Origin of the sequence: Paenibacillus catalpae (genome assembly GCF_900112695.1) — a bacterium.
GTDB classification, from domain to species: Bacteria; Bacillota; Bacilli; order Paenibacillales; family Paenibacillaceae; genus Pristimantibacillus; species Pristimantibacillus catalpae.
This window is the reverse complement of sequence record NZ_FOMT01000003.1, coordinates 853,346-878,531: the sequence shown is the minus strand read 5'-3', so window position 1 is coordinate 878,531 and position 25,186 is coordinate 853,346. Positions and strand designations below refer to the sequence as shown.

The following is a 25,186-nucleotide window of genomic DNA, read 5'->3' as shown; positions in this document are numbered from 1 at the left end:
CTTATTGTGATCGCACTTTTTAAGGAAGGTTAAATAAAAACGGAGAAGTTCAAATGATTCTGAAGAAGCGCAGCGTTCGCCTTTGCTTGGGGATTCCCACTTAAACCATTCCAATCAAGGAATCCCCGAGCAACAGCGATCGGAAGAACATTTGAATTCGTAGTTTGCAGCATAACCTTACTTAACCTGTGCGCATCACAATTTCCTGTACTGGTTAGGCGACTGCCCCTCAAACTTCTTAAACACCTTGCTGAAATATTTATCATCGTCATAGCCGACCATCTCGGCGATCTGAGCGATCTTCAGATTCGGATTTTGCAGCAGCAGCTTCGCTTTCTCGACCCGGATGCGGCCAAGATAGTCGAATACGTTCTCCCCCATTTCCTGCTTGAAGCGGCGGGAAATATACTCCCTGCTTAAGTAGAACCGTTCGGATATATCCTGGAGCGTAACCTCGCGGTTATAATGCTGCTCCATATATTTGGCAATATCGCGCATGATGCTGTGCTCTTTGTTGCCGCCAACACCGGCCATTGCCGCAAACGCAGTAAGCCCGTTCATAAGCTCGCGTCTGCACAACTCAAGCGACAGTCTCCCCTGCTCATCCAGCAGTAGTAATAACGGCAGACCCGGAGAAGGTTCGGCGCTTGCCCGTACCTCCTGCTTTGCTGCCAGATCCTGCCGCCAGCGGCTCAGCATGGACTCATACTCAAACCGCCATAGCTCGATCTGTTCCTGCGTAATCGCCGGCAGTAACCGGGCAGCCTCAAGGAAACTCTCAACCGCCGTTTCGATATCCTTCTCTTTGCCGCTCCATACCGCTAGCCGGAACCGCTCTTCATAAGCAGCGATGCTTAACGAATAAACACCTGCCTTAAAGCCTTGTTCGCTCTTATGAATATAACTGTTCTCCTCCAGCAAGTTACGCTGTTTAAGCGCCGTACGTGCCGCCTGATAGGATAAAGACAATCCGCTTGGAAAAGGCTGCGCCTGCCCAACTCCATAATGGAACCGTCCATGAATGGAATTCATGATCCCTTCCGTTATGAGTGCCAAGAGAGATTCCCATTCCGCGAGCCGATGCCAAAGCAAAATAATAATCTCATGATCACTGTTCCAATACCGAAACGCGAAACCGCCATTTTTTTGCTTTAAGATCTCGTTGCACACATTAATCAGGCAAAAGGTAAGCAAATCGCGATTACCGCTAAACTTGCGGGAAATCTGCGGTTCCAGCATTCCCGTGCTAAGAATAATGACCTGACACAACTCCACGCCTACAAGCCCGAACTCCTCCTTCAGCACCGCCGGAACCGTCACGGTTGCACCAGATCCGGCTTCACTGATCATGGTCGAGAACAGCTTGTCCCTGTACACAGGCTTAATCTGATTCATCTCAATGCTTCGCTGCTGGTCAAGCCTGCGCGCCTGATCCTCCTGCTCCCAGCTATGCTTTGCCTTCTGGAGAGCTTCCATCAGCTGCTCCGGATCAATCGGCTTCAGCAGATAATCCTGCCCGCCGTATTTCATCGAGCTGCGCACCAGATGGAAATCATCATAACCGCTGATGACGATGGATTTGCTCTTGCGCCCCTGCTCCTTCATCCAGGCCAGCAGCTCCACGCCATCCCGGTTTGGCATCCGCATATCCGTTATGACGATCTCCGGCTGGATTTCCCCCAACAGCGCAATGGCCGTATCGCCGTTATCGGCTTCATAGATTTCCTTAATCCCAAGCTGCTCCCAATCGATCAGCAGCTTAATCGCTTCACGCACATGCTGTTCATCGTCTACTATGAGTATTTTCATGCTCGTTCCTCCAGCTCTTGCACGGGTATTCGCAGGGTCACGGTAAATCCGCCAGACGGCGCCGAGTCGATGCTCATCTCCGCTTCCTCGTTATAATAAAGCTTCAGCCGCATCCACACGTTGCTGATCCCGATACTCTTCTGCTCCTCCAGCAGCGCTCCCGTTGAACGGAAGAGCAGCTGTCTCAGCTCTCGCAGCTTGTCCGGATCCATCCCGCTGCCGTTATCCTCGATTCGAATGGTCAGCCAGCTTCCTCCATCGGTCACTTCCGAGAAGAGCCTTAGAACACCGTTTCTTCCCGAGGTTTCATAGCCGTGCTTGAAATAATTCTCGACTAGCGGCTGCAGCAGCATCTTCGGCACCTGTACCGAGAGCGAGGCTGGATCAATATCGTAATGCACGGTGAGCTGCTCGTTAAACCTCTGCTGCTGAAGCTCCAGATACGCTTTGGCATGATTCAGCTCCATGGCAAACGGAACAATCGACTCGCTGGTGTTCATGTTGTAACGCATCATTTTCGCAATCGACGTAATCAAGGTGTACACCTTAGGAGCTCCGGCGTGAAGAGCAAGCGTCCCGATCGACTGGAGGGCATTGTATAGAAAATGCGGATTAATCTGCGCCTGCATGGCCCTCAGCTGATTCGTCTTATTGGCGATTTCGAGCCGGTATTCACTATTGATCAAGTCCCGGATCGTCTGAATCATCGTGTTGAATCGCCTTGCCAATATCCCGATTTCATCCTTTCGGTCGACGGGCACCGCGACATTGAAATTCCCTGACTGCACCTGATTAATATGACCGATAAGCCGCTTGATCGGCTTCGTGAACTGATAGCTGACCAGGAAGCTGGCGATGACCGCAAGCACCATAAAGATTGCAATGACAGACGTGTTGATCGTCCGGATTGCCGTTGCGCTTTCGTACAAATACGAGTAAGGAAGCTGCTTCACGACTACCCAATCCATATAATTGGTACTCAGTGTATCATAGATCACAATGCCGGAAAATGACTGATCCTTCCATTTGATCACGCCGTTCTCCTGCTTGGATGCCAATACCTGATCCGTCCATTTCAGCTGCGACTGGTCCTTCTTCCCGTTCACCGAGCACACAAAATTACGGCTTCTGTCGATAATATACAGCTGCTCCTCGCTCGACATCGTCAGCTGCCGGCAAATCCGATTCAGTTCATCCGATTTGACATCCATGGACAAATAGCCGATGACTTCATCACTTGGGGTACGAATAATTGGACGCCGCAGCGTGAAAACGCTTTCCTCTTTAACGGCATGACTCCAATCCAAATTATAATGAGCGCTGGTATGGGTCGCCTCCACGAATGGCTTGGAGTCCGAACCATGCCCTGCCGGCCATTCCAGCGGCTGATTGATTCCTCTGCGGAAAAATCCCCTTGCCATCAAGTACGTCAGCTTGCCTTCCCCGATCTGCAGCTGAATTTGATGAATCCCGTTTGTGGACTGATAAATGTTGAGCATATGGGAGTAAATCTGCAAATTGTTCTTCTCATCAAACACCGGCACATTCACATTGGGCGACTCGCCGCGCTCGATCAAGGCATACAGGGAATTGGACTTATTGATGTTCAAATACACATCAAGCGAGTTCTCATTGACCTTGTCCATATAGCCTAAAATATTATTTTTGCCTAGCGCAAGCAGGTTCTGGTTCTCATGAATCGACTGCTGCGTGACCTTATCCTTGATGTAATAATTCGAGATAATCATCGATACGGTGATCGGAATAATCGTGACGGCAAGCAAGAGCGCCATCAATTTCCGGTTAATGCTTGTTGCGAACGCAAACATGACGTCCTACCTCCGAGGTCAATATTTTACACCAAACCCATCATATCTATCGGTGGTTCAAATTTCAATAACTGTTTATAGTCTAGCTATACACCAACAAGGAAGCCGCATTGCGAAGGGGGACTCAAATTGAATTTACGAAAAAGATCTAACGAATGGATACAGCAGCTTGTATTTGTCGGACCGGGTATGATCGTCTTCACGATTATTGTGCTTATCCCGTTCCTGCTTGGCTTCTACTTTTCCTTCACGGAATGGAACGGCCTGGACCTCGACAAAGCGAAATGGATCGGCATGGACAATGTCCGCCGTATCTTCACAAATGACGACAAATTTTGGGCAGCCTTTAAATTTACACTCAAGTTTACGGTCGTTACGGTAGTCGTAACGAATATCCTTGCCCTTCTTCTGGGACTTCTGTTAACCCGCCCGATGCGGGGTCGGAATACGCTTCGCACGATCTTCTTCCTGCCGAATATGATTGGCGGTATCCTGCTTGGATACATCTGGCAGTTTATTTTTACTAAAGGCTTCAAAACCATCGGCGAAATGACGGGCTGGCACTTCTTCGAGCTTCCATGGCTCGGCACGCCGGAGACCGGCTTCTGGGGACTCGTAATCGTCTTCGTCTGGCAGACAACCGGCTATATGATGGTTATCTATATCGCCGCGATTGTCGGGGTACCGAAAGATCTGATGGAAGCAGCAACGATTGATGGTGCAACTTACCTGCAAACGGTACGCAAAATCATTATGCCGCTTGTTATGCCGGCGATTACCGTATGCTTGTTCCTGACTACCTCCGGTGCTTTCAAAATGTTCGACCTGAACTTGTCTCTGACCAAAGGCGGTCCGGGTACTTCCACCCAATCGCTTGCTTACAACATTTATGCCGAGGCGCTGGTCAACAACCGTTATGGACTTGGCACCGCCAAAGCGATGCTGTTCTTCTTTGCAGTCTCCATCATTGCCGTCACCCAAGTGTGGCTGACCAAACGGAAGGAGGTCGAAGCTTAAATGACAGCTTCACGTTCACGGCTTTGGGCCATTGCAGCTGCAGCAATCCTGCTTGCTCTGCTTTTCATAGCTCCTTTTTACTTCGTGCTCGTCAATTCGGTTAAAGCTCTCGGCGAGATTATGGTGGACGCCGCCTCTCTCCCGGACAAGTATCTGTTCTCGAATTACTCAAAGGTTTGGGATATTATTAAGTTTCCGAAAGCGCTGTGGAATTCCATTCTCATTACCGGAATCAGCGTAACAGGGATTGTGATCATCAGCGCGATGACCGGCTACCGGCTTGTCCGCAAACCGTCCGTGTTCAACAAAATCCTGTTCACCTGCTTCATCTCGGCGATGATCATTCCATTCCAATCGGTCATGCTGCAGCTTGTGCGCGTAACCAGCTTCCTGGAGCTTCGAGCAAATCTGTTTGGCATCGTCATCTGTTATCTCGGCTTTGGCTTATCGCTCTCTGTCTTCCTGTTCCATGGCTTTATCAAAAGCGTCCCGCTTGAGATTGAAGAAGCGGCTGTCGTAGACGGATGCTCGCCTTACGGCGTATTCTGGCGGATCGTGTTCCCGCTGCTTCGCCCGATTATCGTGACCGTGATTATTTTGAACGGCTTATGGATCTGGAATGACTACCTTCTGCCAGTGCTTATCATTGGCTCGAACAAGGATCTGACGACTATCCCGCTTGCGATTACCCGCTTCTTTGGGCAATATACGAAGCAATGGGATCTTGCTCTCGCCGGTCTGACCATGGGCATTATGCCTATTATTATCATGTTCCTGATGCTGCAAAAACATATTATCGAGGGGATCTCCTCGGGATCGCTTAAAGGCTAAATCAATATTTTGCACTTTTCACGACAAAAACGTCTGTGTTTCTTGGCTTTAAGCTTCCATATAATCAAACTTGTAAAGAGAACGGTCTTCACACAAATGGGGAGGTTAACGAAATGAAAAAGCTTTCTATTCTTCTCGCTGCAGCAATCCTGACTTTGACGGCTGCCGGCTGCGGTAACAACAGCAACAACAGCAATAACTCGGGATCCGAAGCAAGCAACAAGCCTGCCGAGTCTGCAAATGCAACAACGGAAGCAACTACAACTCCGAAAAAGAACGTAACGATCAAGGTATTCCAGTTCAAAGTGGAAATTGCCGACGCGCTTAACCGTATGGCTGAAGAATATGAGAAAGAAACCGGCGTTAAAGTCGAAGTGGAAACACATGGCGGCGGCGAGGACTACAATGCGCTGCTGAAAGCGGAAATCGCTTCCGGCTCCGAACCGGAAATCTTCAACTCCGAAGGTAATGCAGCGCTTGAAGCTTACTATGACCGTGCAACAGACTTGTCCGGCGAAGCATGGGCGAAGGACGTAATCCCGGCTGCAGCCGGTCCTGCTCAAGTAGACGGCAAACTGCTCGGCATGCCGATGAACATCGAAGGCTACGGCATTTTCTATAACAAAGATTTGTTTGAGAAAGCCGGCATCACTACTCTTCCGAAAACATTGACGGAGCTTGAAGCAGCGGCAAAACAGCTTGAAGCAGCTGGCATCACGCCATTCTCGACAACAAATGAATGGTGGTCGATTGGTCACCACACGATCAACGTCGCTCTTGCTGAACAGCCGGATCCCATTGCCTTCGTCAACGGAACAAAAGACGGCAGCGTAAACTTCAAAGACAATGATGTATTCAAGAAATGGATTAACTACGTTGACGTTGTCTTCAAATACAGCCAAAAAGACAAGCTGACTACGGATTACGCAACACAAGTTGCAAACTTTGCTTCCGGTAAAACGGCAATGATCCAGCAAGGTAACTGGATCCAAGGCGATGTGGACAAAGTAGCGAAGCTGAACGTTGGCCTGCTCCCTATTCCTATTGACGACAGCGGCAACGCGCATATCTACACAGGTCCCGCGAACTTCTGGATCGTAAACAGCAAATCCAAAAACGCTGAAGAAGCGAAAGCATTCCTGAACTGGATGGTTACTTCGGACACAGGCAAAACGTACCTGACAAAAGAATTTAAATTCATCCCTGCTCTTACTTCGATCAAACCTACAGCCGATGAAATCGGTCAAATGGGCGTAGCGGTATCGGAGCAAGCGGCAACGGCAGGCGGCTGGCATTGGGGCCGTTACCCTGACGGCGTACCGCAAGGCTGGGGTGCTGCAATGCAAGAATACCAAGGCGGATCGATTGATAAAGACCAGCTCTTCGACAAGCTGGGGAAAGCCATTCAGGAAATCGTAAGCAAATAACGGGTGATTGAGCAGTCTTGAAGGGTCTGAAAAGGACTTTTCAAGGCTGTTTTTCCTATTATAGTCGTTAAGGCATTTTGAATTTGCAACCGAAAAGGCTATAATGGGACTATCTGTGACTGAAAAAGGAGATTCAAGTGGATGCAAAATGTAAAGATCTTTTCCGGATCATCTAATAGGCCGCTTGCGGAAGAGCTGTGCAGGAAGCTCAATGTTCCGCTTGGAGACATTGAGATTTCGAGGCTGGCGAGTGGAGAAATCAGCTTGCGCTATATAGAATCAATCCGCTCGGCCCATGTCTATATCGTACAATCGCTCTCACATCCCGTGAATGAGCATCTCGTCGAGCTTATGATTATGATTGACGCGGCCAAACGGGCTTCAGCTAAAACGATCAATATTGTAATGCCTTATTACGGCTACGCCCGCCAGGAACGGAAAGCGGCCCCTCGTGAGCCTATTTCCGCTAAGCTTGTAGCGGACGTGCTTACAACGGTTGGTGCCGACCGTCTTATTACGGTCGATCTTCATGCCGATCCGATTCAAGGCTTTTTCGAAATACCGGTCGATCATATTACGGCTCTTGATCTTATTACCGATTATTTGAAGAGCAAGAATATCAAAAATCCCGTCGTCGTCTCTCCGGATGCCGGACGAGCTACAACGGCGGAAAAGCTCGCGAACTATATGGACTGTCCGTTTGCGATTATGATCAAAAACCGCCCTGCCCACAATAAAACAAAAATCACTCATATTATTGGTGAAGTTGAAGGCATGACACCGATTATTATTGAGGATTTGATTGATACGGGCGGCACGATTGTCAACGTTGTCGAAGCGCTGCATAAACGCGGTGCCAACGATGCTTACATCTGCGCGACTCATGGCCTGTTCTCGGAAAATGCACTCGAGAAGCTGTCGCATCCTTTCATTAAAGAGGTTGTGATCACGGACACGATTGCCATTGATCCAAACCATTCGGACAAGTTTGTCGTCCTGCCGATGTCGGATCTGCTTGCTACGGCTTTGCAGATTATTAATAACGGCGGGTCGATAAACACGTTGTTTAAGACGAAGCAGCAAATGTAGGGAGTGGATGGTGCTGGGTAGGTCGGGGATTACGGAAAAGTATCATCTTACGGTTGCTGTTGGTCTCGTGGGATTCTGATTGAATTATAGTAGTTGTAATCCCGCGATACCAAAGGCAAACGCTGCGCTCCTCCAGATGATACTTCCCCCTCCACCCCTCCCCAACACACCACAGCCTTTCCCTCTAGCTGTTCGTTTTGGGAGAGGAAGCAGAAAATAATAAAGCGTATAATCACCGCTTTATTAAATAGATAAGAGCCCCGGATTTAGTTCCGGGGCTCTTGTTTTTAGTCATTTAGCTATTTACTTTGTCCGGTAAAGCCCGTATTTCGCGAGGCTTTCACGGATTGGTTTTTTGTCTTCTTCAAGGCCCCCATCGCCGCCGTTCAGGGCGATATTAACCTGCCAGACGGTCAGGTCTGCGACGTTCATCGACTCCATCTCCTCGAGGCTGAAGAAGCCGGCGCCGTCTACCTCCACGCCGTCAGGTCGAGGCACGCCGTCTATGTATTCCATTTCGAAGGTGATGTAGACATCATGAACCGCATGAGGCCGGTCACGCAGGCCAATGATTTTGGTTACGATAGCGCGGACGCGGGTCTCTTCCCATACTTCGCGGGCAATTGATCCTCTGATCTGCTCGAACTGTTCAATATAACCGCCTGGCGTTGTCCAATACCCTTTGCCCGGTTCTTGGGCACGGCGAACGAGCAGCACTTTGTTGTCTTTCACAACGCAAGCCCCTACTCCGATGCTGTAGTTCCCCCAATGAACAAAGCTGCAGCTAGGGCATGCTTTTCGGTTTTCTCCGCCAATCTCGCGTACTTCAAGCTTATCTCCGCACGTCAGACAGAAGTTGATGTTCTCCATATGTAATCTCCTTTATCGCAAAAAGTGGCAAACAATATAATGAACATTATACTCCAGCTTCACCGGCATTTGTCTTTATTTTTTTATGTGAAACTAATGTACTTTTCAGCTTTGTTTAATCTTGGCAGAACATAATAAACCATACTCCCTATTTGATATAGCTTGTCTCTTTGGGCCCGTATCCCGAATGCGGGCCACTTTTTTATTCTATTGTAATAAATAAAGGACCAGTTTACAGAACCGGTCCTTCTTTATATCTATTATTCAAATGGATAACGCAGTCCCCATTGCTGACGGATGCCGTCCATCGTCCGCATGAGTTGAAGGGTTTCGTCGAGCGTGATAACTTCGCTCTCAAGCTTGCCTTCGCGAAGATATTGACCTGCCGCCTCGGCTTCATAAACATAACCAAGTGTGGTGCGGTCGTCGTTAAAGGTTTCTTCCGTTCCATCTGCCGCAATAATGGTCGCCGATTTGGCGTTAAAGAAGGAAGGAATGCGGATAGAGCCTTCTGTCCCGATTATGTAAGCGTCACTGCCTGAATTGAGCCTGATTGCTGCATTCAACATAGCCGTTTGGCCAGCTTCATAGGAGAGCAAGATGCTGCATTCCTCGTCAACGCCGGTCTCGCCCAGTTGAGCCGTAGTGAGCACCTGTTTCGGATTAGCCCCAAACAACATGGAGGCAAAAGAGAGCGGATAAACGCCGACATCCAGCAAAGCCCCGCCGGCAAGCTGCGGGTTAAACAAACGTCCTTCCGGATTTATTCCGGTACGGAAGCCAAAGTCCGCTTTTAAGAGTCGTACTTCACCGATCCGGCCTACTGCAATCCATTCACGGACTTTGCGGATTACCGGCAGAAATCTTGTCCACATCGCTTCCATCAAGAAGATCTGTTTGTCTCTTGCGAACTGTACAACTTCTTCTGCTTCCTTCGCATTGACGGTAAAGGGCTTTTCGCATAATACCGCTTTGCCCGCGCGCAGACATTGCAGTACGTTTTCCCTGTGGGATGGATGAGGAGTCGCTACATAAATAATATCGATCTCGGCATCATTCAAGAGTTCCTCATAGCTTCCGTACGCGCGTTTGGCGCCGAATTTACCGGCGAATTCCTCCGCCTTTTCTAACGAGCGGGAGCCAACTGCTGCAAATTCAGCATCCTTGGCAAACGCCAAATCACGTGCGAATTGGGATGCAATCCAGCCGGCGCCAAGAATGCCCCACTTGATCGTTCTATTCTCCATTATTTCCTACACCTCCAACCGCAGTATATCAGCATTTCATCTGATGTGAAAGCGGTTAGAGGCGCATATCCATCTTCTTAATTCTGCTGTCTCGAGATGAAGAATAAGGTGAACCAAATAAATACGAAGCCCACAAGCTGCGCGCTGGTAATTACCTGTCCGAACACCGTCCAGTTCAGAACAACACCAACCATCGGGAAGCTAAGCTCGGCAATCGTCGCATAGGAGGCCTTAATCGCGCTTAACCCTTTATAGTAGACGAGCAGGCTGACGAGACCCGGAAGAAGCGCCTGCAGCAGCAGATTGACAATAACAGCCCCAAGATCTGTCCCCTCAGCCAGCTTCCATGCTGCCCCTTCAGACCAGGTAATGACCAATAACAGAGGCAAAGCCAATATAAACCTCAGAGAAGTAACCGCCTCATATTTCATGCTGCCAAGCAGGTAACGTCCCATCACCGTAGAACCGCCCCATAACGCAGCGGCGCCAAGCGAGAGCAGGCTGCCAACCTGTACAAACTCATTCATATGGCCAAACGGTAGCGTAAAACCAAACGTCAGCAAATATGTTCCGACTAATGCAATAACGAGCAGGGGTCCGATTTTTTTCGGCAGCAGCTCCTTCAGAAGAATCCGTGCCATCACAATGGCGAAGAGCGGCTGAAGCTTCTGCAGCAGCAGAACCGCATTTGGATTACCGTGTACCAATCCTTGGGTGAACAGGATGGTCGCAAGCGCGGAGCCGCCCCAGGATACAAACAGTAAGGCACCCAGCTGACGGAGACGGACACCGCGAAGCTCGGCCCGGTGCTTCCACAGCACGGGCGCTGCGGCCAGGAACAAGATGACATGCTCAAGCAAGACAATTTGCGTCGAAGTCATCGTCTTTAACAAAATAATACGAAATACCGGGTCCACGCCCCAAAGCGCAGCTCCTAGGACAACCAGCCAAAACTCCGGTCTTACTGGCGATTTGGCACGAAGCATTGGTGTTGCAGTAACGTTGCTCATAACTTTTTCCCTTTCTGAATACAGGACGGAGCAAGCGTAACGGCTGCGACTTCCTTCGAAGGAGCATTCGTTTACGCTATACAAAAAAAGCCCCGATCCGCTTAAAGACTCACGAATCGGGGCCGCCTCAAATAAACATGCATACCGGCGGTTTCCCGCCTTCTGCAGGCTTATTCAAGTGATCTTCTATCATCCGGACTATACCGTCGGCCTTGGAGTTTCACCAAGTCAGTCCCCTTGCTGCTAGTCAGCTCAGGGAGTCGCGGGCTTTGCTTTCATCTGCAAGGCAGAGAATAGCGTTTACCGCCGGTCAGGAATTTCACCCTGCCCCGAAGATCCTTATTCCATTAGATTTAAAATGATTGGATTGAGTATAACGCTGTTTTTCCGAGTTGTCTAGTATGAATAGTGAGATTTTGCAGTGATTTGATTATACCTTGATCTGCAGGGCCTCCCGGACGATCGGCGCAACTTCCTCGGCGAGCAGCCTGATTGAAGCTTCCACTTGACCAGGCGGCATACCGCCGATGTCCATCTGGGCCATAAACCGGGAATGCCCAAACAGCTTATGCTGTTCAATAATTTTCTCGGCAATCAGCTGCGGACTGCCAATAGCAAGCGAACCCGCCAGCTTCTCGAAATCTTCACGCGAGAGCGGCTTCCCGTCCTCCTTGCCGCCCATGAACTGCGAATAATACGTCGAATAGCCGGCATAAAATTCATCCAATGCCTGTGCCGTTGTTTTCGCCGCGTAACAGTGGCCCGTTATAGCCACTCTAAGCTCTTCGTTCCGGAAGCCGGCTGCCAGGCCTGCTTCTTTATAACAATCGACCAGATGCTTATATTTGGAAGCCTCTCCTCCGAGCAGCGCAAGCGCCATACCGGCGCCATGATGACCGGCCAGAGCGGCGCTCTCCGCCGTACTGCCCACGCCTACCCATACCGGAATGGCCGGTTGCTCAGGGCGTGGCGCAATCTCTGCATCCTGTAGAGGACTGCGAAGACGACCGCTCCACGTGATGCGTTCGGAGTCATTCAGCTGTTTCATTAATTCCAGCTTCTCGGTGAATAATTCTTTGTAGTCATCGAGCTCAAAGCCAAACAATGGGAATGATTCTATATAAGCACCCCGCCCGGCGATAATCTCTGCACGACCGTTCGAGATCAGATCCAGCGTCGCAAAGTCTTCGAATACCCGGACAGGATCAGCCGTGCCCAGCACGGTAGTTGCGCTCGTGAGACGAATGCGGGATGTCGCCTGCGCAATTGCCGCGAGAAGTACGGGCGGCGATGATAAGGCAAAGTCAAGACGATGGTGTTCGCCTACGCCAAATACGTCAATTCCCGCTTCATCGGCGACTTTAGCCGCATGAATTATTTCCTTAATGCGTTCCCCTGCGTTTTTAAGCCCGCCTGTACGGGGATCAACCGCAAGATCGCCTAATGTATAAACGCCAAATTCAAACTTCCCGTCATACCCTGATGAATCCATCCGTAAGTCCTCCTCAGCACAGCTAAGCGTGATTCCTAATCTAATGATTAGCTATGCTTCCATTCCTATTCATGTACGTAAAGTAAGTAGTATACGTATAGTAAGTTAGTATCTAGTAAGTAATTGTGCCTAATTCTGCTTCTCCCGTCAAGCATACACGCAAAAAAAAGAAGCGTCCAATTTAGAGCGGCTAAGGCAGTAACAGGATTAATCAGCCTGATCTGCATACCACTTCATTGTCCTCTTCAGCCCCTCAGCCAGTGAGTAGGCGGGTTTCCATTGTACTTCGTTCACCAATCTCGAGATATCTGCCCCTATAAATATCGGTTCTGTCGGAAGCTCCTCTCCAAACCTGATTTTCTCCTCGCTTCCGAGTATGCTTCCAATCTCCCTCACAAGCTGCTGCAGCTGTATGGAGTGTCCAGCCGCGATATTGACCGTCCCTTCACTGCCGCTTTCGAACAGAGCAACCAATGCATTCGCCGCGTCCTCGATATACAGGTAGTCCCGATAGAGGATGCCATATTGGCAATATGCCTCCTGCTTGTTCAGCAAAGCTTTAATCATGGAAGCAACAAGCCGATTGCCGGGGTCATGAGGGCCATACATATGGAACAACCTGCCCCATGCCGCACTGAAGCCGGCCGCCTCTGCGTAGGACTCCAGCCAGATTCGCAGGCTGTTCTTACTGGCTGCATAAGCGTTTGCATAAGAATCGGGTGATGCATACTCCGACAGCATCCCTTCTCCCCATGCATATTCTGCTCCGGTTCCAGCTACAACTACACGCTTCCCGCCGTTCAGGGCAAAATGATGGATAAGAGTCATGCTGCTTCTCGTCCACTCATAATTGATAATGGACCGGTAACACTTTGGAGGAATCGCATCCCAGGCAAGATGAATTAACGAATCGGGTCTTACTTCTTCGGTAAACCTGATAACTTCATCTCCGTTCAGCAGATTCACCTGATGCCATACCCCTCCGGTCGGAAGAGGAGCTGTTCGGTAAGTCGCATGAACTTCATATCCTTTCTCCAGGAGCCGGGCAACCACATACCGGCCAATCCAGCCGGTTGCTCCGGTCACCGCTACTTTATGCATCATCGCCTGCTTCCTGCCTTCTGTCATAATCTTATAGACCGGAATTCCGGAATACGGCGTAAATCTTCTGTAATAGTCGCAAATGCCATATAACGCGCCTCGAGCTCCTGAGCATTAAAGAGATGATGCCCCCCTATGTTGCGGGTTTTCGCAGCATGTGGAATCGTTGGGCCGATCTGCAGCTTTCTTGCACGCATAGGACCATTCCATGGGCTGAACGAAAATTTCATAATAAATGTCGGGTTTATAAACACCTCATACGGCCTGGTCGTCCAATGTCTGCCCGCCGTATAATGACCGGATTTGTGTCTATGAATGAACCTTCCGATATACAGAGCATGGGGATCGGGAGGAAATACGCCATGATAACGCTGTTTGACCAGCGGCAAATCGTAGACAGGATCCCTATAATAACCGGGCGGATCAACCATCACAATTGTCCGGATCGAATACATTTTCCCGCCGAGAGAATCCAGAATAGGGAACAGCTGCTTGCCGTAACGGCTTACTAGGAATTCGGTTGTATTCAGCACCATTTTCCAGCCGGATATCCTCTTCTCGATATCCATCACTTCTTTGTCCACCTCAACGGCATGAAAATCCGGCACCCTGGAATTCCGGATCTCCCAATGAGGAGCCAGCTTCCGAATAATCTCGACAGATCCGTCTGTAGAACCGCGGTTAATCAAAATTCCATGATCAAATAAGGGAATATGATGCATCAGCCACCATGGCAGCAAATACTCCTCATTGTAGAAATGGGAAATAAGAGTAGCCATCTTTTTCACCCCCAAGCTTCTACTAAACTACCAAAGATACCCTTATGCACTACTATATGAATACCGATTGCAAGGAGTTCTCCGCCCTTAACTGGTAGCTTGTGGATGATGGCTGTTGCGAGCGAATCCGATATGATGCTTAGCGTAAGGCTGCTCTCGAATGCGGCTACCGTACAGCAGGTCTCAAGAGTCACGGTTGAGGAGTACGAGGAATGAATATTTTTCAATTGACGTAAACGGTTCCATGTTTTATAGTGATATCGAGCCAAATATATAACAAGCCTTTTGGCATGTTACTAGTTCGACTAGGCATAAGCCAAGGATAGTATCCGCCCGAAATACGGGTGGACTCTTTCCTTGGTTTTTTTGTGCTCATTATGGGGAATTTACTACTGAGAGGAGGGATTGACGTGGGACTTACGGGACAGCTTCGGATCGATCGGATCGTTGGCAATAACGTCATACTTACGATGGAGCCGAACTCGTCGAGAGAGTATGTACTGTTTGGCAAAGGCATCGGCTTCTCATGCAAGGGCCAGAAACATATTGATGCGGAAGACCCGCGAATCGAGAAGCGTTACCGGCTGGACGATCGGGATAAAGCGTTGCAATACCACTCCCTGCTTGAGGAATTGGACCCGGAAGTGGTCCAAATCTCCGAGCAGATCATTGACGAAATTCGGGAAAGGCTGGGAACTCCTGTCGATCCGAAAGTGTACTTTGCCTTACCAAGCCATATTCAATTTGTCGTCTACCGGTTAAGAAACGGCATGGAAATCGTCAATCCTTTCCTGTATGAAACAAAGATGTGTTATCCCCAGGAGTACAAGATTGCAGCCAAAGCAGCCAAGATGATAAGCGAGAAATTTGATGTCATCATCCCTGAAGATGAAGTCGGATTTCTGACGTATCACGTGTATTCGGCAGCAGGGTCCGTTACCGCTGGACAGCTGGTTCAGTTAACGGAGCTGATGAACGAGATCGTCGAGAGAATCGAAGGCTGGCGCGAGGCGCCTCTGCCTAAGAAGAGCTCTGATTATGCAAGGCTGATCATGCATTTGCGTTATATGATGGAGCGGATTCTGCAGAACAAGGAAACGGAAAATCCGTTTGCTGCAGAGATCAGAAACAAAATACCTACTGAACACGAGCATGCCAAGCTCATCGCACAGATGATTGAAGAAAGACTAAACCAAAAGGTCTCATCTGATGAAATCGGATATCTCGCCATGCATCTGTACCGGTTATTCCGGTCCGTGGATGCAGAAAAATAGACATAGACAAAACATCATGGATAGCAAGGAGTAGATCATATGAAATGGTTTGGCAAAAAAACGAATTCCGTTAGTGTAGCAGCACCACTCAGCGGCAAGCTTGTTCCGCTTAGCGAGGTGCCGGATGAAGCATTCGCGCAAGGCTTAATGGGAGATGGCGTCGCCATTGAACCAACCGAAGGGCGCGTTATTGCACCGTTTGACGGTGTAGTCAGTCATCTGATCGATACGCATCATGCACTGATTATTGAGCATTCATCCGGGCTGCAGCTGCTCATTCACGTTGGCATCAACACCGTTGCACTGAACGGCGACGGCTTCAAGGCACTCGTGAATACGGGCGATTCCTTCAAGGCAGGTCAAACCCTTCTCGAATGCGACCTGGATAAAATCCGCAGCGCGGGTTATCCCGTTATAACGCCGGTTATCGTGGCGAACGAGGACGGCGCAGAGAAAGTGGAATGTACCTTCACGACCGTACAAGCCGGAGATCCGGATACGATCAAGGTTATTATGAAAACCTAAACTATTGACATGGAGTGAGATAAGATGCTCGCATTTTTGCAAAAGATCGGTAAATCTCTAATGCTTCCTGTCGCAGCTTTGCCTGCGGCAGCCCTTCTGCTTCGTTTTGGCAACATCGATTATGTGAAAGATTTCGGGTTTGGCAGCTTCGGCGAATTCCTGAACCAATATATCGCGCCTTTCCTTGCCGCCGGCGGCTCCGCCATCTTTGACAACCTTCCTCTGATCTTCGCCATTGGCGTGGCGATCGGGATGGCCGGTGATGCGGTAGCTACGCTCGCCGCTGTTATTGCGTACCTCGTGCTTACCAACGTACTCAGTAAAATCCCAACGGTATTTACGGGTCTCGTCGAAAAAGACACGACGCTTAACATGGGCGTACTCGGCGGTATTATTGCAGGTCTTGTCGCTTCCTACTTCTATAACAAGTACCATGATATTAAGCTGCCGGACTGGCTCGGCTTCTTTGGCGGCAAACGGTTTGTACCGATTATTACCTCGTTTGCAATGGTTATCGTTGGTCTGATCTTTGGTCTCATTTGGGGACCTGTCCAATCGTGGCTCGATATCTTCGGCCGCTGGATCGTCGACCTTGGCGGTATCGGCGCCTTTATCTACATGACAGCCAACCGCTTGCTTATTCCATTTGGTCTGCACCACGTGATTAACTCAATTGCCTGGTTCCAAATCGGCGACTACACGGATGCTGCTGGCAATGTCGTTCACGGCGACCTGCACCGCTTCTTCGCGGGCGATCCGACTGCAGGGATGTTCATGACCGGCTTCTTCCCGATTATGATGTTCGCTCTTCCGGCAGCTGCCTTTGCGATTATTCATTCGGCGAAACCGGAAAAACGCAAGCTTGTCTCTTCTATCTTTATCGGTTCGGCTCTTGCTTCGTTCCTGACAGGCATAACCGAACCGCTCGAATTCGCGTTTATGTTCGTAGCACCAGTCCTGTATGTCATCCATGCCGTATTAACCGGTATCTCGGCTTGGCTTGTCGTTGAGCTTGGCATACATCATGGCTTTGGCTTCTCCGCCGGTTTCCTTGACTATGCGATTAACTACCCGCTCTCCACGAAGGGCTGGCTGATTATCCCGATTGGTCTCGTGTACGCTGTTGTGTACTACTTCCTGTTCCGCGTCGTTATTGCGAAGCTGAACCTGAAAACACCGGGACGCGAAGACGATGAACTGGTCGAAGAAGGCGGTAAGGAGAATGTTCCTGCAGGGGATGATAAAGCAGGGCAAGTTCTTGCCGCACTTGGCGGATCAGGCAACATCGAAAGCATCGATGCATGCATTACCCGCCTCCGCCTGATTGTAAAAGATGATAAAGCCGTTAATGATGCGGAATTGAAACGTCTTGGCGCGGCAGGCGTTATGCGTCTTGGCAAAGGTGCGGTTCAAGCAATATTCGGAACCCAATCGGAGCGCTTGAAAGAACAGATCAAAAAACGCATGTAACTCAGACATATATTTCTTGGTTAATATTTTCGAAGAAAGAATCATCACAAGCGGCCTGAATTGGGCCACTTTTTTAGGAGGATTTATGGTGGAGAAATCATACGTAGTACTGAACCCGACGGGCATCCACGCCCGTCCTGCCAAGAAAATTGTTGAAGCGGCAAAGATTTGCGAAGGTACGGTGTATCTGGAGAAAGGCGGACGTAAAGTCAGCGCAAAAAGCCTGGTTAACGTATTGTCGATCGGTGCCAAGCAAAATGATACCGTAACCGTCAGTGCCGAAGGAGAGAAAGCAGAAGCAGCGGTTGACGCTATTGGCGCTGTACTGGCTACTGCAGAAGCAGAGTAAGGAGGCACCGCAATGATGGCAACCAAGATTAAAGGAATCGCCGCATCGGAAGGTTACGCAATCGGCCGTGCGGTCATTCTTCGCGAAGAAGTTGTGCCAGAGGGAATTTCCTATATTGAGGCTGGCGAAGAGGCAGCCGAGCTCACCCGGTTCGATTCTGCCGTTGCATCCGCTCGCGGCGAGCTTGAAGCTCTGCTTGATCGGATGAAGGCAGATGGCCGTGAGAAGGAATCAGAAATATTCGAAGCCCATCTGATGCTGCTTGAAGACGAAGAGCTTATTGGTGCGGCGCAGGAGAGGATCCGCAGTCAACGCTATAAGGCGGAAGCTGCGATGAATGAAGCTGGCGAAGAAGTAGCTGATATGCTCGCTGCATTGGATGACGAGTATTTGCGGGAACGCGCAGCCGATGTCCGTGATGTCAGCCGCCGAGTTATCCGAAAGCTTGGCAACCGCTCGGAATCAGACGGCCTTCAAGCTTCGTCAGCAGCTGCGAATGAGAAATCCATCCTGTTCGCCTTCGATCTGACACCATCGGATACCGCCCAGCTTGATCCGTCCGTTATTGGGGGATTTGTAACCGCAGCCGGCGGACGGACTTCTCACTCTGCGATTATTGCCCGTTCGGTCGGCATTCCGGCGATCGTTGGCGCAGGTGAAGGGGCGCTGCATATTGAGAACGGGCAGCTTATTATCGTTGACGGCGCCGCCGGACTTGTCCTGGTGGATCCGAAAGACGAAGAATTGGCCCGTTATCAGGCGCTGCAACAGCAAGCGGCAGGTAAACGTGCCCTGCTCGATCAGTATCGCGGCCAGCCTTCCGTCAGCGCAGATGGACATCAGGTTGAGCTCGTAGCGAATATCGGCTCCGTACAGGATGCCCGTCAAGCACAGGAGCTTGGTGCCGAAGGCGTTGGCTTATTCCGTACCGAATTCTTGTACATGGGCCGTCCTGATCTGCCTACTGAAGAGGAGCAGTTCAAAGCCTACAAGGAAGCAGCCGAAGCATTTGGCCCGGGCTCCCCTATCGTCATCCGGACGATGGACATCGGCGGAGACAAGGAGCTTCCAAGCCTGCAGCTTGAAAAGGAAGATAATCCGTTCCTTGGCTATCGTGCGATTAGGATTTGTCTGGACCGCCCGGACCTGTTCAAGACGCAGCTTCGCGCGGTGCTTCGGGCAAGTGCTCATGGCAATCTGAAGATCATGTTCCCGATGATCGCAACGCTTGGTGAATGGCGACAGGCTACAGCATTGCTGGAGCAGGCCAAACAGGAGCTAAGGAGCGAGAACATCGCCTTTAACGAGCAGATCGAGGCCGGTATTATGATCGAGATCCCGGCTGCTGCCCAAATGGCAGACCGGTTCGCCCGCGAGGTCGACTTCTTCAGTATTGGTACCAATGATCTTGTGCAGTACACGATGGCAGCAGACCGGATGAATCCGAAGCTTGGCTATTTGTCCGATCCGCTCCATCCTCCCGTTCTGCGGCTTATTGATCGGGTCATTCGAGCCGCTCACAAGGAAAACAAATGGGTTGGCATGTGCGGAGAAATGGCCGGAACGCCTGTCGCGCTTCCGATCCTTCTCGGTATGGGACTAGATGAGTTCAGCATGAGCGCGTCCGCTGTTCTCCCTGCCCGGGCGCTCCTATCCCGTCTCCATCGTTCGAAGCTTGCTTCTCTTTCGGAAGCAGTGCTTGATCTGGACGATGCGGAAGCGGTTCGGTCTTATGTGGAAAAGCATGTGCCGGAGCTCAAAGATTAACAAACAAGAAGACAGCTTGCAGCGGCTAACGCTGAATGTAAAAAAGCTCCCGGGAATTCACCCGAGAGCTTTTTTACTATTTCCTTAATACGATACTAACCGAGTAATGCCCTGCCCTGTTAGAGCCTCGCGAACGTGATGTAATCGACTTGGACAGGCTCTGCCGATTCGAGCCGAAGTGCCCGGTTGATCTGTCCGCGGTGATATTGCCCATGTAAAAGGACCTGCAACAGGATGTCCCGAACGGACGTACGGAACGGAACCCCGCTCTGGCTTGCATAGTCGATCATCTCGTCCAACTTGGATTCCTCAAGCCCTCCGATATAGACACGATATTGCTCGGCGTTTTCTTCGAACATCGTCCGGATCACCGTCAATTCTTCGGCTTCCTCCCACAACGAATATTGTGCGCTGCCCTTGCCCTGCAATCGGGACAGCCAGACTTGTTCCGCCACCGCGACATGCCGAACCAGCTTCAGAAGTTCCTTGTTCTTCGTCTCACTTTCCTCAAGCGCGTCCAAGATGCGTCCGTCTGCCCAGTACAGGTGATCCATCATGCATTTGATCGTCTTCATTTTCGTTTCCCCTCTTTGTCTCATCGATTGAATGAACTTCCTTTTATCCGTTAGTTTAACCAGAAATATGCATTCAACTTATTCCTCGACAATCGAACTTGCAGAAGCTGTCGCGTCCTTTGTCTCGCCGTGTCCAGCACCGAATAAGTTTAATACAACCACTCCCATAACAATTAAAGCTATTCCGACGATGCTTCCCAAGTTTATTTTTTCTTTCCAGATCAACACAGAAATAAGAGCTGTTGCAACGGTACCTACCCCTGACCAGATCGCATAAGTCATATTTAAGGGTAGTGTTTTAAGCGTAAGCGAGATGAAAAAGAACGAACAACCAAATGCGACAACCGTGAAGAGAGTTGGATTCAGTTTAGTGAACCCTTCGGATGCTTTAAGCATCGATGTACCGATTAACTCCCCAACGATAGAGATTGCCAAGAATAAATACGCCATTACTTACCTCCTGTATTATTACTTTTAATTCTTCGATGACCTTTATCATACTCTCCAATTTTCCTACAGGATGAAATCCTGCGAATTCATGATTCTGAGTGAGGAAACCGAATCATTTCGAGGGCGCATAATAAAGGAGAACACGTTATCTATTTATTGTTCCTTCGTTGATTAACCTTTCTTTATCCTTCAAAGAGAAATCTCCAGGCTCCCAAGTCTCTAAATGTCCTGCTCCTCCAATAATATCATCATTAATTTGATAAATGTCAGCATATATTTTCTTTCCTGTTTTTTGTTTTTCTTTCAGCAAGTAGGTTGTAATATAAATTTCTTTATACGGCTTTAAATCAATACCTGCGTTAGTTGCAGGTAGAAAGTTTTTTGTATCTTGTGTTCTTTCACTACTTCTTTCCTCAATATGCCAACCAAACGACTTAAGGTATTCAATATGTTTAACATTATTTTGCTCCGTTGTTTCTTTAGCGCAACCAATTAGGAACACAAGACAAAAAAATGAAAATAAAACAATAATTTTTTTAATTGAAATCAACTCCCTTCATTTTCCATTTAGATATGAGAGACGTAAAGACCCATATGAAAGTTGCAGTTTCAACCCTATCCTACCAGTTAGCTTAATCAAGCATCGTCAATCTAAATCTTATTTTCATAGTTACCCATAGTGATTCAAAACAATAACAAAAGGGTAAACATATGATAAGTGGGAAGTGGTATTAAAAAACAGCGGTAACCGGAATACAATTTTAGTTTCCGAAAGGTTGTTGATTACCATGAAAACACGAAGAAGGATAAAAAGTTCGAGATTTCTGCTTCGACACTTTTTGAGTAAGACTTAGCTTTAGAAGTGCATTTATAAACCGCTTCCCACTATAAGAGGACTCCGCGATTTAATTCGCAGGGTCCTCGTTTTTTATGATGCTCCGCTGGGATAATTCTGACTAGCTTTTAATCTACATTAAATATTACTTTACAGGAATATTCTTTGTGGGGTATATTCGGATAACAGAGAAGCACAAAAAAAATGGAGGGATTACAATGTCAACGCAATTCGAAATCACCTATACTTTTAATGCTCCACGAGAACTTGTATTTAAGGTATTCACCGAATCAAAACATCTACAGAACTGGTGGGGGCCAAAAGGATGGACGTTTCATGTTGCTAAAGCAGATTTCCGATCGGGCGGTGTCTTTCACTATAGCCAGAAACCTGCTGACGGCGATATAATGTGGGTTAAATTTGTGTACAGTGAAATTGTTGCACCGGAGAAAATCATTTATACTAGTTTCTTTTCTGATGAAGAAGGTAACATTGTGCGTGCCCCCTTTGACGCAAATTGGCCTTTGAAAACCCTAAATTCCATGACGTTCATCGAGGGTGAAGGAACAACAACCCTTTCAATGATTGTGGCTCCCGAATCCCCGACAGAGGAAGAGCTCAAAACCTTCGAGGCTTCACAAGAGATCGTTCAGGAAGGGTTTACCGGAACCTTCAATCAATTATCCGAATACCTAACAAAGAAATAAATTGTTTAATATATCCGGGGCTAATAAAACACCGACACCAATGTTTTTTGAATTAAACTATCTTAACCTTTACTTCAACAAAAACAGCAGCCGATTTAATGTGTATTGCATACCATTTGTTAAAAATACCTAACACATGGGATACAATTCATTAAACGGCTGCTGTTTCTGCTTTTTTAGTCCTTCTAAAACACTCTCTTTTTGTACGTCGATTGCATTCTCGCTCATGACCGAGGCCATAAAAACGAGTCCCCCTTTATCTTCTCGTTCAATAATTTCTTTAGCACATGCGTCAATGGCATGCTTACTCATAAATGAGGAGATCGCCAGCAGTTCGGCTGCACCGCCATTTCCCTCACTAAATAGTTTTTGTGAGCAAACGTCTATTACCTCCTGACTCATGTATGGGGCGATAGCTGCCAGCTCAGCAGCACATTTACCTCCAAATTGAAAAAGTTTCGTTGCACATTCATCTAACACATCCGCCGTTTCTCTCAAATAAAAGGAATCTTTTGGAAGAGTAGCTCGTATTAAAGAGAGACTCTGCCCAAGCGAATGCTTTCAAAGGAGGATGGTCGATTCGGGTGGCTTCGCTAAATCCAATTTAGGAGGTTCTAATGCGAAAAAGAAGAATGTGGATACCGGTAGTGGCGCTGACGGTAACGTTGCTTGTTCCAACGGGAGCGATTGCCGCAGGTCAGAGCGGTACGCCGGCCTATGAGGCTACGCGGAAAGTCGCGGCTGAGAAGGCCGCACTGCTGACGGGAAGTTACAATACGACGAGCGTTCAGTATGCGCTGATCGATCACGGCAGCATTGTCGTCTCCGGCGAATCAGGCCGCAACGACGAGAAGGGGAAACAACCGTTAACGAAGAGAACGATGTATGGCATCGGGTCGACCAGCAAAATGTTTGTTGCAGCGGCCGTGATGAAGCTGGTGGACGAAGGGAAGGTCAATCTGGATACGCCCGTCGTTCAGTATCTCCCGAGCTTTAAGATGCAGGACGAGCGTTACAAGCAGATTACGCCGCGAATGCTGCTGAATCATTCCTCCGGTCTATACGGATCAACGCTGACGAACGCTTTTTTATTCGAAGACAACGATACCTATGCCCATGATACGTTGCTGAAGCAGTTGGCCGATCAGAAGCTAAAGGCCGATCCGGGTGCTTATTCGGTTTATAGCAACGACGGCTTCACGCTAGCAGAGTTGTTGGTAGAGAAGATCAGCGGCATGGACTTCACCGCTTTTATCCATCGCTATTTTACGCAGCCGCTTGGCATGAATAATACCAAGACGCCGTTGGATCGGATTGATAGCTCCCAGATGGCGGGACTCTACTTCCCTACTTATCAGGGACAATTGCCGAACGAGTCGGTCAATGTCATCGGGACCGGCGGCATCTACTCTACGGCGGAAGATTTAGTCCGGTTCTCGCAACTCTTCTCCGGACAGGCTGCAGGCATACTCTCCGATGCATCCGTCACCGCCATGGGACAATCGGAGTACAAGAGAGGAATGTGGCCGGATGATGCGGATACGTCGGTTAGTTACGGGCTCGGCTGGGATAGTGTCAACCTGTTCCCGTTCGGCGATTACGGCATTCAAGCACTGACGAAAGGCGGGGACACGATTCTCTATCATGCTTCGCTCGTCGTGCTTCCCGAGCAGAACATGGCGGTCGCCGTTCTCTCATCTGGCGGTGCCAGCACGACCGATCAGCTGCTCGCCAATGAAATCTTACTCAGCGCGCTGAAGGAGAAAGGTGCCATAACCAACATTAAGCCCGAGAAGTCGTTTGGTGCGCCGGTCAAAGCAGCAATGCCTGCGGACATGATGAATGAAGCTGGACTATACGGATCGACAAACCAATCGATTCAGGTAAGCATCAGCCGAGAAGGCGACATGTCCATATCCTCTGTGCAGGTGCCCGAAGGCCCGGCCGAAAAATATGTGTATACGGCGGATGGTTCGTTCATGAGCGCGGACGGGAATACGAAACTTAACATCGTGAAAGAGGCGAACGGCCATACGTACTTGTGGATCCGGGCATATGCCTCGCTGCCAGGGCTTGGCCAAACGGCTTTGTCGCAATACGCCGCAGAGAAGCTAGAAGCCAACGATTTACCGGCAGAGACGGCTGCAGCCTGGAAGAAGCGCGACGGCAAAAAATATTATTTGTTGAATGAAAAATATTCGTCGCTTGCTTATCTGATGCTGCCGATCCTCAAGGTCGATTTGTCGAAGGAAGCACCCGGCTATGTGTTGGATCAGCAAATAACCGGCCCGGATGCCTCAGTAAGCACCTTGCAAATTCCGACGATGGCGGGACGAGATACCCAGGCGTATAACTTCTACAAAGCGGATGGGATCGAGTACCTCGTTTCTTCAGGCAGCCTCTATGAAAGTGAAGATGCCGTAAAGCCAATCTATGCGGGGGGCAAATCGAAGGCAACAATTCCAGCCAGCGGTCTTGCCAAGTGGTACACGGTGTCCGGCAAAGCGGCAGGCAAGACCATGCAGGTGAAGCTGCCTGCTAACGGTTCGTTTGCCGTTTACGACGATAAGGGAATTTGCGTGACTTTTAGCATCATCAGCGGCAATCATTCAATTGTACTGCCTAAGAATGGCGCCATTGTTTTCTCCGGCGAAGCCGGATCGAAGATGGACATTTCCATAAAATAAGAACACATAAGAGAGGGAGATCGTCTGAGGTCAGACGATCTCCCTT

Annotated in this window: 23 protein-coding genes and 1 riboswitch; of the genes, 11 read left to right on the top strand and 12 right to left on the bottom strand. The window is 49.1% G+C overall.

The features are described 5' to 3' along the window. Nucleotides 1-195: 195 nt before the first annotated feature. Complete coding sequence (locus BM200_RS17520; RefSeq protein ID WP_091187756.1) at nt 196-1,809, bottom strand: response regulator; 1,614 nt, start codon at nt 1,807-1,809, stop codon at nt 196-198. Continuing rightward, complete coding sequence (locus BM200_RS17515; protein ID WP_091187754.1) at nt 1,806-3,638, bottom strand: cache domain-containing sensor histidine kinase; 1,833 nt, start codon at nt 3,636-3,638, stop codon at nt 1,806-1,808. The genes BM200_RS17520 and BM200_RS17515 overlap by 4 nt, the downstream gene beginning before the upstream one ends. Nucleotides 3,639-3,827: 189 nt before the next feature. Here BM200_RS17515 and BM200_RS17510 point away from each other — a divergent pair, with 189 nt between their 5' ends. The 4 genes from BM200_RS17510 to BM200_RS17495 all read left to right on the top strand — a co-directional run bounded on the left by BM200_RS17510 (nt 3,828) and on the right by BM200_RS17495 (nt 8,002). Continuing rightward, a complete protein-coding gene (locus tag BM200_RS17510; protein WP_425434579.1) occupies nt 3,828-4,655 on the top strand; it encodes a carbohydrate ABC transporter permease in 828 nt (275 codons plus the stop codon). Further along, a complete protein-coding gene (locus BM200_RS17505; protein WP_091187750.1) occupies nt 4,656-5,486 on the top strand; it encodes a carbohydrate ABC transporter permease in 831 nt (276 codons plus the stop codon). A 113-nt stretch (nt 5,487-5,599) separates the two neighbouring features. After that, nucleotides 5,600-6,913: an ABC transporter substrate-binding protein gene (locus BM200_RS17500; protein ID WP_091187748.1), complete on the top strand. Its 1,314-nt coding sequence runs from the start codon at nt 5,600-5,602 to the stop codon at nt 6,911-6,913. A gap of 141 nt (nt 6,914-7,054) precedes the next feature. After that, nucleotides 7,055-8,002 carry a ribose-phosphate diphosphokinase gene (locus tag BM200_RS17495; protein WP_091187746.1) on the top strand — a complete coding sequence of 316 codons (948 nt, stop codon included), beginning with the start codon at nt 7,055-7,057 and terminating at the stop codon, nt 8,000-8,002. Between the two features lie 303 nt (nt 8,003-8,305). Here BM200_RS17495 and BM200_RS17490 read toward each other — a convergent pair whose 3' ends face one another. The 6 genes from BM200_RS17490 to BM200_RS17465 form a co-directional block, all read right to left on the bottom strand. Continuing rightward, complete coding sequence (locus tag BM200_RS17490) at nt 8,306-8,872, bottom strand: NUDIX domain-containing protein (RefSeq protein WP_091187744.1); 567 nt, start codon at nt 8,870-8,872, stop codon at nt 8,306-8,308. A 260-nt stretch (nt 8,873-9,132) separates the two neighbouring features. Next, complete coding sequence (locus tag BM200_RS17485; RefSeq protein ID WP_091187743.1) at nt 9,133-10,119, bottom strand: Gfo/Idh/MocA family protein; 987 nt, start codon at nt 10,117-10,119, stop codon at nt 9,133-9,135. Between the two features lie 77 nt (nt 10,120-10,196). After that, nucleotides 10,197-11,129 carry a DMT family transporter gene (locus tag BM200_RS17480; RefSeq protein ID WP_091187741.1) on the bottom strand — a complete coding sequence of 311 codons (933 nt, stop codon included), beginning with the start codon at nt 11,127-11,129 and terminating at the stop codon, nt 10,197-10,199. Nucleotides 11,130-11,306: 177 nt separating this feature from the next. Next, a riboswitch (FMN riboswitch) is annotated at nt 11,307-11,470 on the bottom strand. A gap of 89 nt (nt 11,471-11,559) precedes the next feature. After that, complete coding sequence (locus BM200_RS17475) at nt 11,560-12,621, bottom strand: LLM class flavin-dependent oxidoreductase (protein ID WP_091187740.1); 1,062 nt, start codon at nt 12,619-12,621, stop codon at nt 11,560-11,562. A 207-nt stretch (nt 12,622-12,828) separates the two neighbouring features. Beyond that, on the bottom strand, nt 12,829-13,722 hold the full coding sequence (locus tag BM200_RS17470) for an NAD-dependent epimerase/dehydratase family protein (RefSeq protein ID WP_091187959.1): 894 nt from the start codon (nt 13,720-13,722) through the stop codon (nt 12,829-12,831). A gap of 23 nt (nt 13,723-13,745) precedes the next feature. Then, the gene (locus BM200_RS17465) at nt 13,746-14,501 is read right to left on the bottom strand and encodes a glycosyltransferase family 2 protein (protein WP_091187738.1); all 756 of its coding nucleotides are present in this window, start codon (nt 14,499-14,501) and stop codon (nt 13,746-13,748) included. A gap of 410 nt (nt 14,502-14,911) precedes the next feature. Here BM200_RS17465 and BM200_RS17460 point away from each other — a divergent pair, with 410 nt between their 5' ends. The 5 genes from BM200_RS17460 (at nt 14,912) to ptsP (ending at nt 19,886) form a co-directional block, all read left to right on the top strand. Further along, nucleotides 14,912-15,775, top strand: a complete 864-nt coding sequence (locus BM200_RS17460) for a PRD domain-containing protein (protein WP_175532908.1) — start codon at nt 14,912-14,914, stop codon at nt 15,773-15,775. A 39-nt stretch (nt 15,776-15,814) separates the two neighbouring features. Beyond that, nucleotides 15,815-16,300 carry a PTS sugar transporter subunit IIA gene (locus BM200_RS17455; protein ID WP_091187735.1) on the top strand — a complete coding sequence of 162 codons (486 nt, stop codon included), beginning with the start codon at nt 15,815-15,817 and terminating at the stop codon, nt 16,298-16,300. 24 nt (nt 16,301-16,324) lie between these two features. Beyond that, the gene (gene nagE / locus BM200_RS17450; protein ID WP_091187734.1) at nt 16,325-17,770 is read left to right on the top strand and encodes an N-acetylglucosamine-specific PTS transporter subunit IIBC; all 1,446 of its coding nucleotides are present in this window, start codon (nt 16,325-16,327) and stop codon (nt 17,768-17,770) included. An 85-nt stretch (nt 17,771-17,855) separates the two neighbouring features. Further along, on the top strand, nt 17,856-18,119 hold the full coding sequence (locus BM200_RS17445; RefSeq protein WP_175532907.1) for an HPr family phosphocarrier protein: 264 nt from the start codon (nt 17,856-17,858) through the stop codon (nt 18,117-18,119). Nucleotides 18,120-18,131: 12 nt separating this feature from the next. Then, nucleotides 18,132-19,886, top strand: a complete 1,755-nt coding sequence (gene ptsP / locus BM200_RS17440) for a phosphoenolpyruvate--protein phosphotransferase (RefSeq protein WP_091187732.1) — start codon at nt 18,132-18,134, stop codon at nt 19,884-19,886. Between the two features lie 119 nt (nt 19,887-20,005). Here ptsP and BM200_RS17435 read toward each other — a convergent pair whose 3' ends face one another. The 3 genes from BM200_RS17435 to BM200_RS17425 form a co-directional block, all read right to left on the bottom strand. After that, on the bottom strand, nt 20,006-20,461 hold the full coding sequence (locus BM200_RS17435; RefSeq protein ID WP_091187731.1) for a DinB family protein: 456 nt from the start codon (nt 20,459-20,461) through the stop codon (nt 20,006-20,008). 78 nt (nt 20,462-20,539) lie between these two features. Further along, entirely contained in the window at nt 20,540-20,911 is a 372-nt protein-coding gene (locus tag BM200_RS17430) for a DMT family transporter (protein WP_091187730.1), read from the bottom strand. A 145-nt stretch (nt 20,912-21,056) separates the two neighbouring features. Next, nucleotides 21,057-21,461, bottom strand: a complete 405-nt coding sequence (locus tag BM200_RS17425; RefSeq protein ID WP_091187728.1) for a DUF4830 domain-containing protein — start codon at nt 21,459-21,461, stop codon at nt 21,057-21,059. A gap of 503 nt (nt 21,462-21,964) precedes the next feature. Here BM200_RS17425 and BM200_RS17420 point away from each other — a divergent pair. Then, entirely contained in the window at nt 21,965-22,453 is a 489-nt protein-coding gene (locus tag BM200_RS17420; protein WP_091187726.1) for an SRPBCC family protein, read from the top strand. A 129-nt stretch (nt 22,454-22,582) separates the two neighbouring features. On the opposite strand, the gene BM200_RS17415 is transcribed toward BM200_RS17420, so the two are convergent. Beyond that, the gene (locus BM200_RS17415; protein WP_139230797.1) at nt 22,583-22,951 is read right to left on the bottom strand and encodes a hypothetical protein; all 369 of its coding nucleotides are present in this window, start codon (nt 22,949-22,951) and stop codon (nt 22,583-22,585) included. Between the two features lie 119 nt (nt 22,952-23,070). Between BM200_RS17415 and BM200_RS17410 the strand changes: the two genes are divergently transcribed. Beyond that, nucleotides 23,071-25,140: a serine hydrolase domain-containing protein gene (locus BM200_RS17410; protein WP_091187723.1), complete on the top strand. Its 2,070-nt coding sequence runs from the start codon at nt 23,071-23,073 to the stop codon at nt 25,138-25,140. The last annotated feature ends 46 nt before the right edge of the window (nt 25,141-25,186 follow it).

What these genes read in the sequence shown, in the direction of transcription:
- BM200_RS17520 (WP_091187756.1), bottom strand. Translation starts at nt 1,809, where the DNA reads ATGAAAATACTCATAGTAGACGATGAACAGCATGTGCGTGAAGCGATT.
- BM200_RS17515 (WP_091187754.1), bottom strand. Translation starts at nt 3,638, where the DNA reads ATGTTTGCGTTCGCAACAAGCATTAACCGGAAATTGATGGCGCTCTTG.
- BM200_RS17510 (WP_425434579.1), top strand. Translation starts at nt 3,828, where the DNA reads ATGATCGTCTTCACGATTATTGTGCTTATCCCGTTCCTGCTTGGCTTC.
- BM200_RS17505 (WP_091187750.1), top strand. Translation starts at nt 4,656, where the DNA reads ATGACAGCTTCACGTTCACGGCTTTGGGCCATTGCAGCTGCAGCAATC.
- BM200_RS17500 (WP_091187748.1), top strand. Translation starts at nt 5,600, where the DNA reads ATGAAAAAGCTTTCTATTCTTCTCGCTGCAGCAATCCTGACTTTGACG.
- BM200_RS17495 (WP_091187746.1), top strand. Translation starts at nt 7,055, where the DNA reads ATGCAAAATGTAAAGATCTTTTCCGGATCATCTAATAGGCCGCTTGCG.
- BM200_RS17490 (WP_091187744.1), bottom strand. Translation starts at nt 8,872, where the DNA reads ATGGAGAACATCAACTTCTGTCTGACGTGCGGAGATAAGCTTGAAGTA.
- BM200_RS17485 (WP_091187743.1), bottom strand. Translation starts at nt 10,119, where the DNA reads ATGGAGAATAGAACGATCAAGTGGGGCATTCTTGGCGCCGGCTGGATT.
- BM200_RS17480 (WP_091187741.1), bottom strand. Translation starts at nt 11,129, where the DNA reads ATGAGCAACGTTACTGCAACACCAATGCTTCGTGCCAAATCGCCAGTA.
- BM200_RS17475 (WP_091187740.1), bottom strand. Translation starts at nt 12,621, where the DNA reads ATGGATTCATCAGGGTATGACGGGAAGTTTGAATTTGGCGTTTATACA.
- BM200_RS17470 (WP_091187959.1), bottom strand. Translation starts at nt 13,722, where the DNA reads ATGCATAAAGTAGCGGTGACCGGAGCAACCGGCTGGATTGGCCGGTAT.
- BM200_RS17465 (WP_091187738.1), bottom strand. Translation starts at nt 14,501, where the DNA reads ATGGCTACTCTTATTTCCCATTTCTACAATGAGGAGTATTTGCTGCCA.
- BM200_RS17455 (WP_091187735.1), top strand. Translation starts at nt 15,815, where the DNA reads ATGAAATGGTTTGGCAAAAAAACGAATTCCGTTAGTGTAGCAGCACCA.
- nagE (WP_091187734.1), top strand. Translation starts at nt 16,325, where the DNA reads ATGCTCGCATTTTTGCAAAAGATCGGTAAATCTCTAATGCTTCCTGTC.
- BM200_RS17445 (WP_175532907.1), top strand. Translation starts at nt 17,856, where the DNA reads ATGGTGGAGAAATCATACGTAGTACTGAACCCGACGGGCATCCACGCC.
- ptsP (WP_091187732.1), top strand. Translation starts at nt 18,132, where the DNA reads ATGATGGCAACCAAGATTAAAGGAATCGCCGCATCGGAAGGTTACGCA.
- BM200_RS17435 (WP_091187731.1), bottom strand. Translation starts at nt 20,461, where the DNA reads ATGAAGACGATCAAATGCATGATGGATCACCTGTACTGGGCAGACGGA.
- BM200_RS17430 (WP_091187730.1), bottom strand. Translation starts at nt 20,911, where the DNA reads ATGGCGTATTTATTCTTGGCAATCTCTATCGTTGGGGAGTTAATCGGT.
- BM200_RS17420 (WP_091187726.1), top strand. Translation starts at nt 21,965, where the DNA reads ATGTCAACGCAATTCGAAATCACCTATACTTTTAATGCTCCACGAGAA.
- BM200_RS17410 (WP_091187723.1), top strand. Translation starts at nt 23,071, where the DNA reads ATGCGAAAAAGAAGAATGTGGATACCGGTAGTGGCGCTGACGGTAACG.